We start from the raw sequence: 15,538 nt of genomic DNA on the forward strand, positions 1-15,538 counted from the left end.
TTAATCTGTCCACTTAGCAAATGCAACCTTAATATCCACAGCTGCCCGCGTGATGGAATGGTAGACATAACGGACTTAAAATCCGTGGAGCGTAAGCTCTTGCCGGTTCAAGTCCGGCCGCGGGTACCATTCGCCATTTTTAGACAAATTCACTAATGTATCAAACAGCGAACACAGCATAAAATCAAGCTTTTCAGGTTTCAATATTAAGTTCCCAAATATTAAATTTACTAAACGTCTTTTTTCACTCACGCTGGAACTTTTAAATATCTTATAGGCACTTGAGACTGTTGATATCAAGGAAACCTGTAGTGATAACCGAAATTAATGCGTAGCTGTGACCCTAATGTATTAATTCACATCGCAACTAGATATTAATGAGTGAAACTGATTTAGAGATTGCCACAAAAAACTAACCACCAAACCAATGCTATTTAATATGTTGACTTTGGCTGAACATTTGTATATAAGACAATTGTCGAAATCAAGCAAATTACAATAGACGAATAGCATCGCTGCTTTGCTTATTTTAGACTAAAGAAATCTAGCAAACAGAATAGATTGAAAAGGCAATAAGTAAAAGCTTTGCAGCGTTTTTTACTTAATAATACATACGCTTTAATAAATGTTGTTTATTATATTGTGCTTTAGAATTTGTAGGATCAAGTTCAATTGCTTTATTATAAGACTCAAGAACTAAATTGTATTTACCTAGTAAATAGAAAAAGCCCTATTTTTGAGTAAGCTAGGTTTATTAAATATATAATTATTGACTTATTCCCCCCTTATAAATTACTTCTCTCACATGATAATTAAACTCTATCATTAATATATAAGCTAATTTTAGAGAGTTAAAATATAAAGAAGAAATTTTAACCTCTGAGTCTTATATTGATGAAGAGGAAGAAAAGAAATTCAAAGCTCAAAATGCATAGTTGTGACTAGTTTTTTAACTTTCTGTTCTTTCTTTTTTAACTATATAGATGAAAAAGCAGCAGAATAGAAACTACAGCAAGAAGCAGAAGCAAAAAAGTTAGATAAAGCTGAATGATGCAAGCTATAATATTTCAGCAATTCTCAAATAATCTTGAGGGGCAAGATTTTCAGCGCGATAATTATCATTGATTTTCAACTGAGTTAATACTTCATGTATATTAGGTACAAGATTTTTCAGTGATGATTTGATCATTTTCCGTCGTCCTGCAAAAGCAAGCTTTGTTATTTGCTCAACTTTATTTATCAGAGCAATAGACAGCGGATTTTCTAAAGGTATTAGTTTAACTATCGCAGAATATACTTTAGGAGGTGGATAGAAAGCAGTTGGCGCTACGTCAAAGCACTTTTCCACTTTAGCTATTAACTGACATATTACCGATAACCTGCCATATGCTTTAGTTGAGGGTATAGCACACATACGTTCTACTACTTCCTTTTGCAACATTAGCGTCATACTAGTAATTAGCCGTGCTTCTTTCAGCCATCTAATCACTAACTCAGTACCTATATGGTACGGTAAATTAGAGATTATAGTTACTTTATAGTCAATTAATTTAGACTCGCCTATATCGTTCGCTCTCCTATTAGTTATAGGCTTCGCTTCTCGCTTCTTGTATGCAAATCCAACTGAATTGACTATATCACCGCTTAAATCGGTTAAATTTATTTTAAGAGCATCTTGTTTAATAATATTTAGATTAGGATAATATTCTTTAATCTCATTAAGGAGCGGGAGGCATCTCTCATCTGTTTCTATAACAGTTAAGGATTCAGGATTTTTCTGCAATATTGACCTAGTTAACCCTCCTGTGCCGGGCCCTATTTCTAATACTCGGCTATTTTCTGCCAGGTTACTTGCACGTACGATTTTATCACATAGACTACTGTCAAAAATAAAATTTTGTCCATGCTTTTTAAGAGGATTAACTTGATGTAAAGCTGCGTGTTTTGCAATTGAAGGGAGCATAGGGTATGTCATTCCCGTGAAAACGGGAATCCAGTAAAACATATAAAAACTTGTTTTTATATGTTTGTTTTTATCAAATATAATTCTGTATTAATAATCAAGGTTATTTTCTGGATTCCTGCCTACGCGGGAATGACATAGAATAACACATACTAAGACGGCAGCATTATTTTTATAGCTGCTTTCTTACGCATATTTTCAAACATTTTTTGTGCTTTTTGCGAAATCTTTTTATTGGTTAGGAAATTTACTACATAATGATTTTCATCTTCATTAACATTTAAGATTTTTTTGCTGCACACTAATGTTATTTCAAATTTGTTATTTACTTCAAAAACATTACTTGCTTTATCAGGAGTTAAGTCCTGTACAATAGTTTGTTTTACGCCTTCTATCTTGCTAAGCTTATCGGTAATAATTTGCATAGTAGCAAAATTATCATAAAGCGATTTTTTAACATCCGCACATTTTTTTAGTCGATTTTTCAAATTATTCATCTGCGTAAACGCTTTATTGCCACCATCTTTAGATGTAAATACTTGCATTGAAATTTCTACGTCTTTTTGATCGCTAGATAAAATTGCAACATCTATTTCTTTATTACTTACTTGTACCGATCTTGATAGACTTGATAAAATATTCATTTTAATCAACTCGGATTTAATTTGGGAAATAAAACTATCAGGATTAACCGATCTGCTTTTTAGATACTGAAGAAGAGAACCGTGAGGCATTTTATTACGATCTTCAATAGACTTAATAGCGTTCTCTATCTCTTCTTGCGGAATTTCTCTATCTCCTGCATATTGAAAAAGCAAAGATTCGTCAATTAAGCTCTTAAGTGCTAAGTCACTTAGCTGCTTATCTTGAGCAGGCGTTAGACTTGCAACATTATTTAGTGCCATAATCATTTTTTTTCTAGCACGGAACTCATTAAGAGTAATAGGTTCATCATTTACGGATGCTACTATATTCGGTAATGATGCTTGTGCTACATTAAAAGTAAAAAAAACGGTAATGATTAATAATAATTTTCTCATGTGATACTCTGAATAAGTGACCAGTAAGTAGACGAAGTTTTATTTGGCAAAGAGCAAGGAGTCTATAAGTCAAGGAGCGGAGCGTACATTTAGTACGTGAGCACCGCAGAACTTATAAGACGACATAGCCAATTTTTCAAATAAAACGAGTATACTCACATGTTTAAAACTTTTAAACCGATAGAAATAGTCGGCGAAGAGGTAGTCTTTTTGATTCCTCTACTTCCATCGGCTAGATAATCGGAATAAATCTTTGCAGTAATTCTAACACAATCTTTAGCATATGTCATCCTAATAGTTCGCGTAAGTAAATTTGGAGATCGTCTAGAGAGATCAATGCGTGCACCAAAGCCTATAGTCCAATTTTCCGCTAGCTGATAATTTATGTCTCCATAAAATTGTCGTACTCTATTATTTGAAACCTTTATACTTTCTACGGAATAATATTTGTTAAGATTGGTAAGCTGAATAAAACTACCTAGACAGTTAATCTTATCATAGTTAACATTTCCTCCCACTTCATCCCTAATAGGTCTGAAATATCTATCTTTCCGAAAGCTATAAAACACTTCTAAATGATTAGAAAGATTACCTAGTATCTGCCCTACATTTTCCTTATCATCAGCTGGCAAATTTATACTATATCTTGTATTACGGGAGTGTCCTAAAAATAATTTTAAATAATTTTCTTCTTTAGCAATACTAGTATTTAAGCCGTAACTTAATCTATTACCGAAATCATGGCAATCAATACCGCTATAACGGTTGGATAAAAAGATATTTTTTTCGGATAATTCATATTTAGCAGGATCAATTATAACACAATTTTTATCTTTCTTAGAGAGTTTACGTCCCATAGTAAAAGAAACTACCGGCTCAATAAGTAAATTTATCGTTTTTGTTATATTGCCTACTAACGGATAACGCCATACAGTTTGCAATTCCGGTATATGCCTTTGAAATGATTTACTTTCTCTCGGCTTATCTACATAAGCCCGCCTAGCAAGATAAAAATCGCCTCTATCTTTAGCAGCAAAATCCAAAATTTGTCCTGAAGCAGTCAGCACATTATGCATAAAGGATAGTTGCAAAGAGGTTCTAGCAACTTGTTTTCCTATTCTTTCTTTGTACATTAACGTATGATTTTCAACAACTATATGGCTGTTGTCATTACCATTCAAATTTATCACGTTTTTTGTATTGATTTTTGGTAATACTAGAGGATCGGTATATTTAGGATCATTACTACCTAAGCCTTGAAAACTTAATCCTTCCGCCGAAAAATAATCAACCTCATGAATTTTATTTAATAATATTTTAGAAGTTAAATATGAAGCGTAGTTATTATAATAATTTTTTAAATAAGCTTTATCCGATGTACGCTCCACCCTGAAACCGTAATCATAAACTTTATCGGTACTAATAAAATTACCGCTTGCTATATAATGATAAGAAGAAACTTTTTTATTTTTCACTACACTTCCATCTTTTTCTAGAAAATACGGTAATTTACCATAACTAACTTGAAAATTCATATTATCGGTATCATTCAGGCGATAACGTGCTTCTAGCTCATAAGTTTGATATTTACTAAAAATTCTTGGAGTGAGAGTAAAATCGATATTAGGTTTTGCACTTAGATATAGGGGGATGCCAAACCCTTTATTTTTGACGTCAGGTACCAATAATCCAGAAGTTGCAGGGGCCGTATGAGTCGGATGGAAAAAATACGGTAAGTAACAAATCGGTACACCGTATACTTCAAAAAACACGTTTTTATAAACTACTCTATGCTCTGCGGAATGAATATAAGTATCCTTAGCAGCAATTTGCCAAATAGGGTTTCTATTACAAGTAACATCACAAGGGGTAAACTCGGCATGGTGCAGCTTAAGATTATTTTCATCTATTCTTTCGGCAAGTTTAGCAATTAAAAGATTATTATCACCGGAAAGCACAATGAATTCCGATATGATACCTTTCTTAAATTCATCTTTTAAAACCGCTTTGTCTCCCTCTATTATCCGATTTTGTTTATCCTTAATTCGGATATTACCTTCTGCCCATAAAATATCATTTTCTATATCATAAAGTAAATTATCTGCCGTTAATAAATACTCATCCGTGATAATTCTTATATTACCTTTAGCATATATCAAATCCTGATGTTCATTATACTCTACGAAGTCAGCTATAATATTGCTTATTTTAATATTTTGACCATTCTTAGAAAGAGCGGCAAAACTTACCAAAGAAAATATTATGATAATAAGCAAACATATTATTCGCAGTAGCATTTATATGTAATAAATATATTTTAATAGTAAAAAATAATAGCAAGCTATTAGCAATATATCAAATAATAAAAAATTTTGCTTGCTCTTTTGTAGTACAAGGTTATTCTATGGAGAGGATAATCATCATTGCGAGGAGATGCATAGCATCGACGTGGCCATCTCATAAAGTAGGATAAACTCCTGAGATTGCTTCGTCAAAACTTATAGTTTCTCCTCGTAATGACGAATAATGTGTTACCCTCAGCGCAAAACACCAAATACTAATAAAATGCTAGACAGTTTCATTGCACATCAAGCAACCAAAGAGTTTTCAGTTAGTGAGATTTCTAATAAAATCAAAGAGCTATTAGAAAATAATTTTGGCCATATTAAGGTAAAAGGCGAAATTTCAGGCTTAAAAATAGCAACCTCAGGTCATGCTTATTTTAACTTAAAAGAAAATACCGCCATTTTAGCCTGTACTTGCTGGCGTCCTATTCTTGCTAAAATCAAATTTCCTTTAAATGACGGCATGGAAGTAGTAATTAGCGGTAAACTCTCAAGTTATGCAGGTAATTCACGTTATCAATTATCGGTAGATAATTTGCAACCCACAGGACTTGGAGCTATGCTGCAAATTCTAAATGAGCGTAAAGCAAGGCTCGAGAAAGAAGGCTTATTTAATAAAATACGTATTCCTATACCCTTTTTACCTGATAAAATAGGCGTTATCACTTCAATAACCGGTGCTGTTATTAAAGATATTATTCATCGTATTCGCGAACGTTTTCCGACTCGGATAATAATATGGCCGGTTAGCGTACAAGGCGAAAATTCTGGCAATGAAATTGCTGAAGCAATTGAAGGATTTAACAATTTAGAAGAGGTAAATAAACCACGTGTTATAATCGTTGCTAGAGGTGGCGGTTCTATAGAAGATCTTTGGTCATTTAACGATGAGATATTAGTACGTGCTGCCTATAACTCAAAAATTCCTATTATTTCCGCAGTAGGTCATGAAGTGGATTATACTTTAATAGATTTAGCAGCCGATAAAAGAGCTCCAACACCGACTGCTGCCGCAGAATTTGCTGTACCGGTACGCTCTATTTTAAATAATACGCTACAATCTTATGAAAAAATATTATTGAATAATACTAGCCGGTTAATTAAATATCACGAACAAAATATAGTAAATTACAATAAAATACACAGATATCTCTCTCACTATATAAATAATAGGCAGCAATTACTGGACGAAACCAGTTTTAATTTACTAGATGCTTTACCGTGCTTTATTGAACTACAAGAAACAAAGATAAAATCTTTTTCTAAAGAAAGAGTTAACCCTGCTAAAATAATCAATTACAAAACATTAGAATTAACACATCAAACAGCTTATCTATCAAAATCGGCAAATAATACTTTGAAAAACTTTGAGTATAAATTAGAATTAAATAGTACGTTACTTGCAAGCCTTGATTATCACAACGTATTAAAACGAGGTTTTGCTATAGTTAAAGGAGAAACGGGTAATTTTTTATCTTCTAAAATTACTGCTGCGAATGAAAAAATTTTTAATATTAAATTTTCTGACGGTGAAATTAAAGTAGTTCGTGCTTAAAGGCTTTGGTTTTATATTTCTCATTTCTAAAAATTTGTATGCTTTAAGCATAGGCACGAACGAACAACAAGCAATTTTAGAATGCGAAGGGATAGCTGATAAAAAAACTTTGATAAATGCATGGTATGTAAATGAGCCTTATCAATACTTAATTGCTGCTTCAAACGGTAATACTACCGTTTCCGGTATGGATATAGAATTAATGAACGCTATTGCTGCAAAAATAGGTATCAATATTGAGTACAATCAAGATAGCTGGTATCAAGTTAGATATTCAAAGCGGCAATGCCGACATGACAGCAGGAGCTACTTATACTACTGAGAAGAGTTGCAATTGTTATTATTCACAAAATTGAGCCTCTAAGTTTTTGGAGACCGTTTTTTGCTTTCATTACAGCTAATTGCGATACAATATTACGAGATTTTATTATGAAAGAAAATTCAATTAAGAGGACACCAAGAGGAGTGAGTATTGCAATCACTGTATTTATGGGCTATAGCTTTGAGCATATTATTAGATATGTACAGTAGTAATCCAAGTTATCATACAATAAAATTATTCAATGAGTATAGTAATTGCCAGAGCCTTTATTACTAGTCTCTTAGTTTATCATTTTGGTTTTCTTGAGTGGCGATTCCGTAATACAAAATTAGAAGATATAGCAAAACAAACATGAAAATAGCTACTTGGAATGTTAATTCCATAAAAACAAGACTTAATTTATTGCGTAATTTTTTATCTAAAGAAAATCCGGATATTTTATTATTGCAAGAAATAAAATGCGAAACCGCAAAATTTCCTTTTGATGCATTATCCGATCTACCTTATAATTCTTATGTTCACGGACAAAAATCATATAACGGCGTTGCTATAATTTCAAAATTTCCTGTCGATGAAATAATTAAGGATTTTCCGAATAATTACTGTAGTGATCAAGCAAGATTCTTAGAAATAAAATTATCATTACCTATAGGGTTTTGTAATATAATCTCGCTCTATGCTCCTAACGGTTCATTTGTCGGTAGCGATAAATTTGTAGCAAAACTAGCATTTTATGATAATTTTATCAATTATCTATCAACTAAAAAATCTTTTGACGAAAAAACTATCATAGGCGGTGATTTCAATATTGCACCGTTCGATATAGACGTATATTCACCTAAGCTACTGGCTGACACTACTTGTTTTACTGAGGTTGAACAAAAAAAATTACGCACTATTCTAAATTCCGGATTTGAGGATTTATACAGATTAATGCATCCGAGTAAACAAGAATTTTCATGGTGGGATTATAGAGCCAGATGTTTTGAACAAAATAAAGGTATGAGGATTGATATGATTCTTGGTTGTAATAATACTATTGACTATTTAGAAAATTGCTATATGGATTATAATTTAAGGACTCAAGAAAAACCTTCAGATCATATACCGGTAATTGCTAGTTTTAAGGGATAGTCAATGTGGAATGTTGCTATCTTAGGGTGCCGTATGTCATTCCCGCGTAGGCGGGAGTCCAAAAAAATAGCTTTAATATTGATATAGGAGTTACATAATTTGATAAAATAACCATATAAAAACAAGTTTTTATATGATTTTAATGGATTCCCGCCTACGCAGGAATGACATAGACCACTTTTTAAAAATAAATATATGTCTCCAAAATTCATGACATTTTATGAAAAATATATGACGATTGTCGGTACAATCGGCAATTTTATGTTCTATGTACAGGCTCATAAGATTTTCACCTGCCAATCTTCGGCTTCTGTGTCTATGCCCGCCTTTACTATAAGTGCTATTGCTCTTTGTAGTTGGCTTATATACGGCATATTAATAAAAAATACACCTATTATAATAGCAAATATAGTAGGTTTTATCGGGGCATTATTAGTTCTCTTAACCATAATAATATATTAAATAATGACTAAGCAAATCATTACTTTAGTTGGCCGTCCGAATGTAGGCAAATCAACCCTTTTCAATAGATTAAGCATACGTAAAAAAGCTATCGTTCACGATTTGCCAGGCGTCACTAGAGATCGCAAATATACAGACGGCAAAATCGGCTCTTTTGAATTTTTGTTAATTGATACCCCAGGACTTGACGAGAATCCTAATAGTATGGGAGAGCGGTTAATTGAGCAAACTACTAAAGCAATTTTAGAGGCAGATTTAATTTGCTTTATGGTTGACGCTAGAAGCGGAATATTACCTGATGATAAGCTACTTAGTAGTTTTGTTAGAAAATATAATAAGCCTACTATATTGGTAGTTAATAAATGCGAGAAAGCTTTTGATTTTGATAAAGAGTACTATAAATTAGGGTTTGATAGTATGATAGCTATCTCTGCCGAACATGGCACAGGCTTAATTGATTTATATGACGAAATTATTGCCAAGTTACCTGAAGAAGAATCAATCGAGACAAATATAGCCGATCCAATTAAAGGAGATTGTTTGCAGATAGTAGTTAGTGGCAGACCTAACGCAGGAAAATCTACTTTTATAAACGCTCTTATTAATGATGAAAGATTATTAACCGGTCCTGAAGCCGGCATTACTCGTGAATCAATTGAAATTGATTGGCAATATAAAAATAATCATATTAAATTGATTGATACGGCAGGACTCCGCAAGAAATCTACTATTACAGAGTCTTTAGAAAAATTATCGGCATCGGATACTATTAACAGTATTAAATTGGCTAATACCGTAATCTTAATGATTGATGCTTTAGCTCCTTTAAAACAGCAAGATTTAAATATTGCAAGCCATGTGGTAAATGAAGGAAGAAGTATAGTTATAGTAGTGAATAAATGGGATTTAGTTAAAGAATCCGAAAAAGAAGCATTTCAGGAAGAATTTTATTATCAAATAAATACTCATCTGCCTCAAGTTAAAGGTATCCCCGTTCTATTCATTTCAGCAATAAATAAACAAAATATTGAACAAGTGCTAGATGCTTGTCTTAAAATTTATAAAATTTGGAATAAGAAAATAACTACTAGCAAATTAAATGAATGGCTTAATTTTACTACGGAAGCACATCTGCTGCCTTTACAAAAAGGAGGCAGAAGAGTGCGTGTAAAATATATGACTCAAACAAAAACCCGCCCCCCTACTTTCAAGCTATTCTCCAATAATCCGGAAAAAATTACCGATAGCTATACTAGGTATTTAGTAAATAATATGCGTGAGGCTTTTGACATGCCGGGCGTTCCTATTAGATTCACTTACGTAAAAACTAAAAACCCGTATGTGTAGTTTAAAATTAATTAATAACAGTTTAGTTATTAGCACCGAAAAATCTGAATTAGATATATTACTAGATAATATTACTGATTCTAATTGTCATCATGAATTTATTAAGTAATGATAAGACTAAAGGTAATGAAATATGGTAACTTATATACTTTAACCAAACTGTAAATTAGATAAGTTCGCTATTCCAACTACACTTATTTTTCTGTTTTTTTATATGTATTATTCCCGGCAGTAACAATATATAAATGTTCTAACTGCAAATCGGCAAGAATGGTATGCATTGATTTAGTAATACTAGGAGCATCAGCATTTTTTACTTCAAAGCCGTATTGCTTACCATTCTTAATAATTAATAAATCTAATTCCTGTTTGCGTTCGCCAAAAAAAATACTCTGCATCCGTTTTAAATTTACGTATTAACTCCTCTATTACAAACCCTTAAAATAAAAGACCGCGTTTTGGATGAACATACCAATCATGTTCGTGAATCCCTAATAATGCATGTAGTATTCCGCTATCTCGTATATAGACTTTTGGTGCTTTCACTTGACGTTTTGAGATATTTTCATACCAAGGTTTTAATAGCCGAATCATAAAAGTTTGCTCTAATATTTTAGTATAACGTTTTATAGTCATATCCGTTAAACCGAGCGACCTTCCAAGCTTGCTATAATTTAATAATTGCCCATGATTATGAGTAAGCATCATCCATAACTGCCTCATTACATGTGCATTAAGAGATATTCCTAAACTAGGCAAATCACGCTCGATAAAACTAGTGATGTAGCTATTACGCCATCTAAGACTTTGGACATAATTTTTTGCTAAATATGATTTAGGAAAACCACCTCTTAACCATAACTCGCTAAAATCATTTATCTCTATTAAATTGAACGGAGTAAGCTCCGTATATTCAATTCAATACGGCCGGCTAATGATTCTGAAGATTGTCGCAATAATGCTCCAGAAGCACTACCTAATATTAAAAATTTTTTGTTTGAATAGTCAGCAAGAACTCTTAAATAAGGAAAAATTTCAGGTTGTCTTTGAATTTCATCAATTACTATTAAACCGTTTAAAGGCTCAAGAGTTGTTTTAAGATTCTTAAATTGATCTAAGTGAGATTGATCCTCAAGGTCAAAAAAGTAGCTCTTTTCATCTTCTTTAAGCTGTTTAATATAAGCGTGAGCTAAAGTAGTTTTACCACATTGCCTTGGACCAAGCATGACACAAATAGGGAATATCTCAAGGGCATCTGTGATATGTGTTAACTAATAATTTCTGTCTATCATCCTTGTAATTTCATAATGACACTTTGAATTTACAATATAATTTTAATCAAATAATAGCAAGATGTTTCTAGGTCCTGTGCACTTTTGATTAATGATTATAATTATTAGATCTTTTTAAGCGAAAATTAATAAGATTTTTGAAGGAATAGTTATGCATATTTCAGATCATTTCCAACTAAAAAGAGCCATAATTATGATTATTCTATTAAAAGTGCATAGGAGTTAGGCTCCTCTACCGGATTTTCCTATCTCTCTTTGTCTTTCTTCTAATACCTTACTTGTATGCGGTCCTACCGCTTCTTTAGCTTTACTAAATTTACTTTTTCCTAAATTAACTATAGTTTCTGCTACTACTCCTAGCACTTGTGGATCTGATAATAATTTTAACGCCAGCAATAATAATTTTACCGTATTCATGTTTGCTAAATTTATCGGCAATTTGCATTAATTCAGGTGCATGTACTTACCGGCTATCTTTACTAATTTTTCACCGTCTAATTTTAATTTTTGACCCTTAGGGGTTTTATTTCAAAACTCATCTACAACCGGTCCTAAACTACTTGCATGTTTTGTTAATAGTTCAGGAAGGTCTTTTTCAATTATTTTTCTTATTTCCGGATTATGGTTTTTAATTTGTATCACAGGACTAATCAATTCCTTTACCTCTTTTACCTTTTCTTCTTTTGATTTCTCTTCCTTTGGAAGTGGCTTAATTAACTGAAATTTTTGTATTATATCAGCAACTTTATCGCTATCGGGAAGAGCGAGACTTGCAAGTTTAGTAATTGACGGCAGAGCATCTTTTAAAAAAGACGTAGATGCATCTAATGCCTTATGTATAAACTCCGGATCTTTCCCTTGTGATTCTATTCTTTCCGTTACTTTAGGATATTTTAAAACATCTAATATATCCTGTTTATTACTATCTAAATATCGCGGTAATTTTTTTCTAAAACAGGAGATAAATTATCAATAATTTTTTTGGCATTTTCAACTAACTCTACTATTTGAGGTTTTTTGCCTTTTAATAACTCTTTTTTAGTTTCAGTATCTCACCCTTCCATATTTAGGTTAATTTTAGTCCAACGCTGATTTGCTTTAAGCTGACTATAAGCTTTTATAGCTGAAGGAGTACTTGCAATGAATTTTTCGCTAGAATTTACAAGTAGTGCTACTGTATTTGCAATTAATTCAGGTTTAGCGATTTTTTGTGCTTTAAATGTCATGTATATTTTTAATATAGCACCTTGAGATGACGCGTTTTTTTGTTTAATATTCTTATATATTTCTTGTACTTTTGGTTTTAAATCGCTTTCTAGTGCTTTAGATATTAATCTACTCCTAGTGTAGATAATTCTCTGATAAATTTAGGACTTATTTTGTCTAATACATTTATTTTTTCTATTTCGGAAATTTGAAAGTTTTTTGTTATTTTGCTAAGCCTCTTATTTAAAATAGGCGTGAGAAGATATGAGATAACTTTAGACTGTAAAAGAGTTTCTTTTGAACTATTAGATATAGTTTCGGAATGTAAAACAGAAGCATATTTTTTTATATGCTGCATCTGCTATCATCTTGCAACCAGCGTCAATAGAACCTGCACTAGTGGTAGCACTGCTCGCTTTTCTGACGTTATTAAGCTCCAATGCAAGATCAGGTAAAACTTGAGAAGCCTCCCAGGTAAACTGCAATGCACTAGAAACATTCCCGACTGCTTGGATAACACTTTGTATTATATCTAAATTATCCTTATTAAGATCTAGATATCGTTTATTTAACTCATCATATTTTTTGTTACCTGTGTCAGCTCCAAGAGCTAAATATCCAACTTGAACCCACGAAAGATTTTTATATTCTTTATCAAACTGTTGCCTTATATTATCAATGGATTCCTGCTCTTGCTCTTGGCTTTTAGACATTTAAATACCTTTATATAATTTAAAGATTTATAAAATTTAATTTTTGTTCATTTTAAAAGTCATGGTTATCTTGCAATGGTTTTTTACTATAATTTTTCATTTACCGGTAAATCCATACTAACCTCTCCACACAATAAAACAATATTCTCCATTACCTGAGGATCTATATCCGGGTTGTTATACTCTTTATTTTTCTGAATCCAGTTGTAATAGTAAGGGTCAGGCCATAATTCCATGATTTTCGGTAAAGATTTTTGCTGTATAGTACCAACATTATACTCGCGTTTTAAAACTTCAGCCGGCATTCACCCTACATCACCGATAAAATATATTTCTGAGAAATGCAAAATCGATTTAATATTATTATCGGGATCTATATGGATTTATAATATTCACGTTGTACATCATTAAGCAATTTCGCTACTATAAATGATTTATCGAGATGTCTTTCTATACTTACTAAAGCTATATTTTCTAAGTTTTCGGGGTATTAAACAATTTTATCTAAAGCCGTTAATTTTTCAAACTCTTCCTCTCCTATTTTTTCTTTTAGGTCTCTTTTATATATTTTTGTTCTTTATCTGAAGGAAATACTAATTTATCATTTTTACAATCAATCAAAAAAGGAGTAGTAATAGGATATTTAATAAATAAATCTTTTAGTTTCATAATAAAAAATTTCTTAATATATAAGGCTAATTTTTTATATGTCAAATAATATCCCCTAGACTATCTAGGTCATGCTTTACCAATCGTAACAACTTCGCTTCAGGGCTTAGATTTTTCACGGCCCATTTTTTAATCCAAGGTTCGGCGAGCTGCCACATATTAACATTACCGTCTAACTGTCTGCCTATCCCTTCCACCATTATTAAAGTCTTTTGCAATAGCAACAACTCCGGTTGTACTTCCATGCCGAAATCTTCCGTGATTTTAAATAAATGTGCAAGCAGCTTACCTATGGAAATATTTTTTATGGGCGTCCCTACTATAGGCTCGGTAACTGCTCTACAACTTTGAGCGAATAAAGCTAAATCGGTATTTGATGGGATATAGCCGGCTCTTAAATGTACTTTAGCAACTAATTTATAATCACGCCTTAAAAAGCCAAATAGACTTTCGGCAACGGCTAAACGATCTTTTTCTTTAAGTCTGCCCATAATACCGAAATCAAGTAAAATTATTTTACCTTGCTTATTCACTAAAATATTCCCTGCATGTAAATCAGCATGAAAAAATCCGTCTCTATAGGCTTGATTGAAAAACATTACGGCAAAATCCTGAGATATTTTTGAAGGCTCTAACCCCATTTCCTTTAGTAGCAAAGTATCATATATAGAAGTGCCGTCTAACCACTCGGTGGTTAGTATATTTTCTGATGTTAAATCCCAATATATTTTAGGAATTATCACGTTAATATCATTTCGCATATTATCCGTAAGCTCAGAAGCTGCTGCTGCCTCTAAACGTAAATCAAGCTCAAATTTCATAGTTTCATGAAATTTATCGACTACTTTAATCGGTTTGAGCCTTTTTGCTTTAGAAAATTTTGAGATAATTTTTGCAAGAAAATATAGCAGCTTAATATCTCTGTTATATTTTTTATGAATACCCGGACGCAAAATTTTTACCGCAACATATTCACCGGTTATAAGTTGTGCTTTATGTACCTGCGAAATGGATGCGGCAGCGATGGGGATATCGTCGAGGTGTAAGAAAGGGAGGGCGTTATGGCTCACAGTCATAGACTGCGTGGCAATCTTTTGTTTGCTTGCTGAAATTGCTTCGTCGACATACATATCTCCTCGCAATGACGTTATCAACCTTCTCGCCACCCCACCATCAAACGGAGGTAGCTTATCTTGCAGTAACCTTAAATAACCTGCTATCTCTGCTCCTACTAAATCGGCTCTTGTCGAAAGAGTTTGTCCAAATTTTATATAAATAGGTCCAAGATCACTTAAACAATCTATTAAGCGTTTGCCGTAATCTTCCCGTGATTTTTTTATTAACGAGACCGGAGCAAAAAATAAGGCTAATATATAACCGATAAACCTGCAATATTTAGGGCTTCTTGAATCAATTAAGATTTGCTTTTTACTGATGATACGAAAAATACGTATTAAATTAAAAAAATTACTTATCATCTATTATATACT

17 protein-coding genes, 1 tRNA gene and 2 pseudogenes are annotated in these 15,538 nt (G+C 32.4%); 7 read left to right on the forward strand and 13 right to left on the reverse strand.

Annotated elements, in window-relative coordinates; translation table 11 throughout:
• Positions 1 to 43: 43 nt before the first annotated feature.
• A tRNA-Leu gene (locus ACHBLB_RS00595) sits at positions 44 to 129 on the forward strand.
• A 472-nt stretch (positions 130 to 601) separates the two neighbouring features.
• Here ACHBLB_RS00595 and ACHBLB_RS00600 read toward each other — a convergent pair.
• The 4 genes and pseudogenes from ACHBLB_RS00600 to ACHBLB_RS00615 all read right to left on the reverse strand — a co-directional run.
• A pseudogene (locus ACHBLB_RS00600) lies at positions 602 to 712 on the reverse strand (tetratricopeptide repeat protein); the annotation flags it as partial.
• A gap of 345 nt (positions 713 to 1,057) precedes the next feature.
• Positions 1,058 to 1,963, reverse strand: a complete 906-nt coding sequence (gene rsmA, locus ACHBLB_RS00605; protein ID WP_475841866.1) for a 16S rRNA (adenine(1518)-N(6)/adenine(1519)-N(6))-dimethyltransferase RsmA — start codon at positions 1,961 to 1,963, stop codon at positions 1,058 to 1,060.
• Positions 1,964 to 2,115: 152 nt separating this feature from the next.
• Positions 2,116 to 3,003, reverse strand: a complete 888-nt coding sequence (locus ACHBLB_RS00610) for a SurA N-terminal domain-containing protein (protein ID WP_475841869.1) — start codon at positions 3,001 to 3,003, stop codon at positions 2,116 to 2,118.
• Between the two features lie 155 nt (positions 3,004 to 3,158).
• On the reverse strand, positions 3,159 to 5,300 hold the full coding sequence (locus tag ACHBLB_RS00615) for an LPS-assembly protein LptD (RefSeq protein WP_475841871.1): 2,142 nt from the start codon (positions 5,298 to 5,300) through the stop codon (positions 3,159 to 3,161).
• Between ACHBLB_RS00615 and ACHBLB_RS00620 the strand changes: the two are divergent.
• The 6 genes and pseudogenes from ACHBLB_RS00620 (at position 5,266) to der (ending at position 10,168) form a co-directional block, all read left to right on the forward strand.
• A pseudogene (locus tag ACHBLB_RS00620) lies at positions 5,266 to 5,476 on the forward strand (hypothetical protein). The gene ACHBLB_RS00615 and the pseudogene ACHBLB_RS00620 sit on opposite strands and share 35 nt — an antisense overlap.
• A 92-nt stretch (positions 5,477 to 5,568) precedes the next feature.
• Entirely contained in the window at positions 5,569 to 6,903 is a 1,335-nt protein-coding gene (xseA, locus tag ACHBLB_RS00625) for an exodeoxyribonuclease VII large subunit (RefSeq protein ID WP_475841873.1), read from the forward strand.
• Complete coding sequence (locus ACHBLB_RS00630) at positions 6,896 to 7,225, forward strand: hypothetical protein (protein ID WP_475841875.1); 330 nt, start codon at positions 6,896 to 6,898, stop codon at positions 7,223 to 7,225. The genes xseA and ACHBLB_RS00630 overlap by 8 nt, the downstream gene beginning before the upstream one ends.
• A gap of 351 nt (positions 7,226 to 7,576) precedes the next feature.
• Positions 7,577 to 8,359 carry an exodeoxyribonuclease III gene (xth, locus tag ACHBLB_RS00635; RefSeq protein ID WP_475841877.1) on the forward strand — a complete coding sequence of 261 codons (783 nt, stop codon included), beginning with the start codon at positions 7,577 to 7,579 and terminating at the stop codon, positions 8,357 to 8,359.
• Between the two features lie 195 nt (positions 8,360 to 8,554).
• Complete coding sequence (locus ACHBLB_RS00640; RefSeq protein ID WP_010977607.1) at positions 8,555 to 8,821, forward strand: SemiSWEET family sugar transporter; 267 nt, start codon at positions 8,555 to 8,557, stop codon at positions 8,819 to 8,821.
• Between the two features lie 3 nt (positions 8,822 to 8,824).
• Positions 8,825 to 10,168, forward strand: a complete 1,344-nt coding sequence (der, locus tag ACHBLB_RS00645; protein ID WP_475841879.1) for a ribosome biogenesis GTPase Der — start codon at positions 8,825 to 8,827, stop codon at positions 10,166 to 10,168.
• A gap of 194 nt (positions 10,169 to 10,362) precedes the next feature.
• Here the strand turns inward: der and ACHBLB_RS00650 are convergent, their stop codons facing one another.
• The 9 genes from ACHBLB_RS00650 to ubiB all read right to left on the reverse strand — a co-directional run bounded on the left by ACHBLB_RS00650 (position 10,363) and on the right by ubiB (position 15,526).
• Positions 10,363 to 10,566 (reverse strand): hypothetical protein, encoded by a 204-nt coding sequence (locus ACHBLB_RS00650; RefSeq protein WP_475841881.1) that lies wholly within the window; start codon positions 10,564 to 10,566, stop codon positions 10,363 to 10,365.
• A gap of 40 nt (positions 10,567 to 10,606) precedes the next feature.
• Entirely contained in the window at positions 10,607 to 10,927 is a 321-nt protein-coding gene (locus ACHBLB_RS00655; RefSeq protein ID WP_475841883.1) for a DUF4143 domain-containing protein, read from the reverse strand.
• 125 nt (positions 10,928 to 11,052) lie between these two features.
• Positions 11,053 to 11,394: an ATP-binding protein gene (locus ACHBLB_RS00660; RefSeq protein ID WP_475841886.1), complete on the reverse strand. Its 342-nt coding sequence runs from the start codon at positions 11,392 to 11,394 to the stop codon at positions 11,053 to 11,055.
• Between the two features lie 288 nt (positions 11,395 to 11,682).
• Positions 11,683 to 11,877 (reverse strand): hypothetical protein, encoded by a 195-nt coding sequence (locus ACHBLB_RS00665; RefSeq protein ID WP_475841888.1) that lies wholly within the window; start codon positions 11,875 to 11,877, stop codon positions 11,683 to 11,685.
• A gap of 635 nt (positions 11,878 to 12,512) precedes the next feature.
• The gene (locus tag ACHBLB_RS00670; RefSeq protein WP_475841891.1) at positions 12,513 to 12,686 is read right to left on the reverse strand and encodes a hypothetical protein; all 174 of its coding nucleotides are present in this window, start codon (positions 12,684 to 12,686) and stop codon (positions 12,513 to 12,515) included.
• Positions 12,687 to 12,971: 285 nt separating this feature from the next.
• Positions 12,972 to 13,379, reverse strand: a complete 408-nt coding sequence (locus ACHBLB_RS00675) for a hypothetical protein (RefSeq protein ID WP_475841893.1) — start codon at positions 13,377 to 13,379, stop codon at positions 12,972 to 12,974.
• A gap of 86 nt (positions 13,380 to 13,465) precedes the next feature.
• Entirely contained in the window at positions 13,466 to 13,684 is a 219-nt protein-coding gene (locus ACHBLB_RS00680; protein WP_016926481.1) for a hypothetical protein, read from the reverse strand.
• Between the two features lie 244 nt (positions 13,685 to 13,928).
• Positions 13,929 to 14,093 (reverse strand): hypothetical protein, encoded by a 165-nt coding sequence (locus ACHBLB_RS00685; RefSeq protein ID WP_475841895.1) that lies wholly within the window; start codon positions 14,091 to 14,093, stop codon positions 13,929 to 13,931.
• Positions 14,090 to 15,526, reverse strand: coding sequence for a 2-polyprenylphenol 6-hydroxylase (gene ubiB / locus ACHBLB_RS00690; RefSeq protein WP_475841897.1), 1,437 nt, complete (start codon positions 15,524 to 15,526; stop codon positions 14,090 to 14,092). The genes ACHBLB_RS00685 and ubiB overlap by 4 nt, the downstream gene beginning before the upstream one ends.
• Positions 15,527 to 15,538: the final 12 nt, after the last annotated feature.

The sequence above is a fragment of the Rickettsia lanei genome, from assembly GCF_056242675.1.

Bases quoted from the DNA above. Each gene is read 5' to 3' on its own strand.
- rsmA (WP_475841866.1), bottom strand. From the start codon at position 1,963: ATGCTCCCTTCAATTGCAAAACACGCAGCTTTACATCAAGTTAATCCT.
- ACHBLB_RS00610 (WP_475841869.1), bottom strand. From the start codon at position 3,003: ATGAGAAAATTATTATTAATCATTACCGTTTTTTTTACTTTTAATGTA.
- ACHBLB_RS00615 (WP_475841871.1), bottom strand. From the start codon at position 5,300: ATGCTACTGCGAATAATATGTTTGCTTATTATCATAATATTTTCTTTG.
- xseA (WP_475841873.1), top strand. From the start codon at position 5,569: ATGCTAGACAGTTTCATTGCACATCAAGCAACCAAAGAGTTTTCAGTT.
- xth (WP_475841877.1), top strand. From the start codon at position 7,577: ATGAAAATAGCTACTTGGAATGTTAATTCCATAAAAACAAGACTTAAT.
- ACHBLB_RS00640 (WP_010977607.1), top strand. From the start codon at position 8,555: ATGTCTCCAAAATTCATGACATTTTATGAAAAATATATGACGATTGTC.
- der (WP_475841879.1), top strand. From the start codon at position 8,825: ATGACTAAGCAAATCATTACTTTAGTTGGCCGTCCGAATGTAGGCAAA.
- ACHBLB_RS00650 (WP_475841881.1), bottom strand. From the start codon at position 10,566: ATGCAGAGTATTTTTTTTGGCGAACGCAAACAGGAATTAGATTTATTA.
- ACHBLB_RS00660 (WP_475841886.1), bottom strand. From the start codon at position 11,394: ATGCTTGGTCCAAGGCAATGTGGTAAAACTACTTTAGCTCACGCTTAT.
- ACHBLB_RS00665 (WP_475841888.1), bottom strand. From the start codon at position 11,877: ATGAATACGGTAAAATTATTATTGCTGGCGTTAAAATTATTATCAGAT.
- ACHBLB_RS00670 (WP_475841891.1), bottom strand. From the start codon at position 12,686: ATGACATTTAAAGCACAAAAAATCGCTAAACCTGAATTAATTGCAAAT.
- ACHBLB_RS00675 (WP_475841893.1), bottom strand. From the start codon at position 13,379: ATGTCTAAAAGCCAAGAGCAAGAGCAGGAATCCATTGATAATATAAGG.
- ACHBLB_RS00680 (WP_016926481.1), bottom strand. From the start codon at position 13,684: ATGCCGGCTGAAGTTTTAAAACGCGAGTATAATGTTGGTACTATACAG.
- ubiB (WP_475841897.1), bottom strand. From the start codon at position 15,526: ATGATAAGTAATTTTTTTAATTTAATACGTATTTTTCGTATCATCAGT.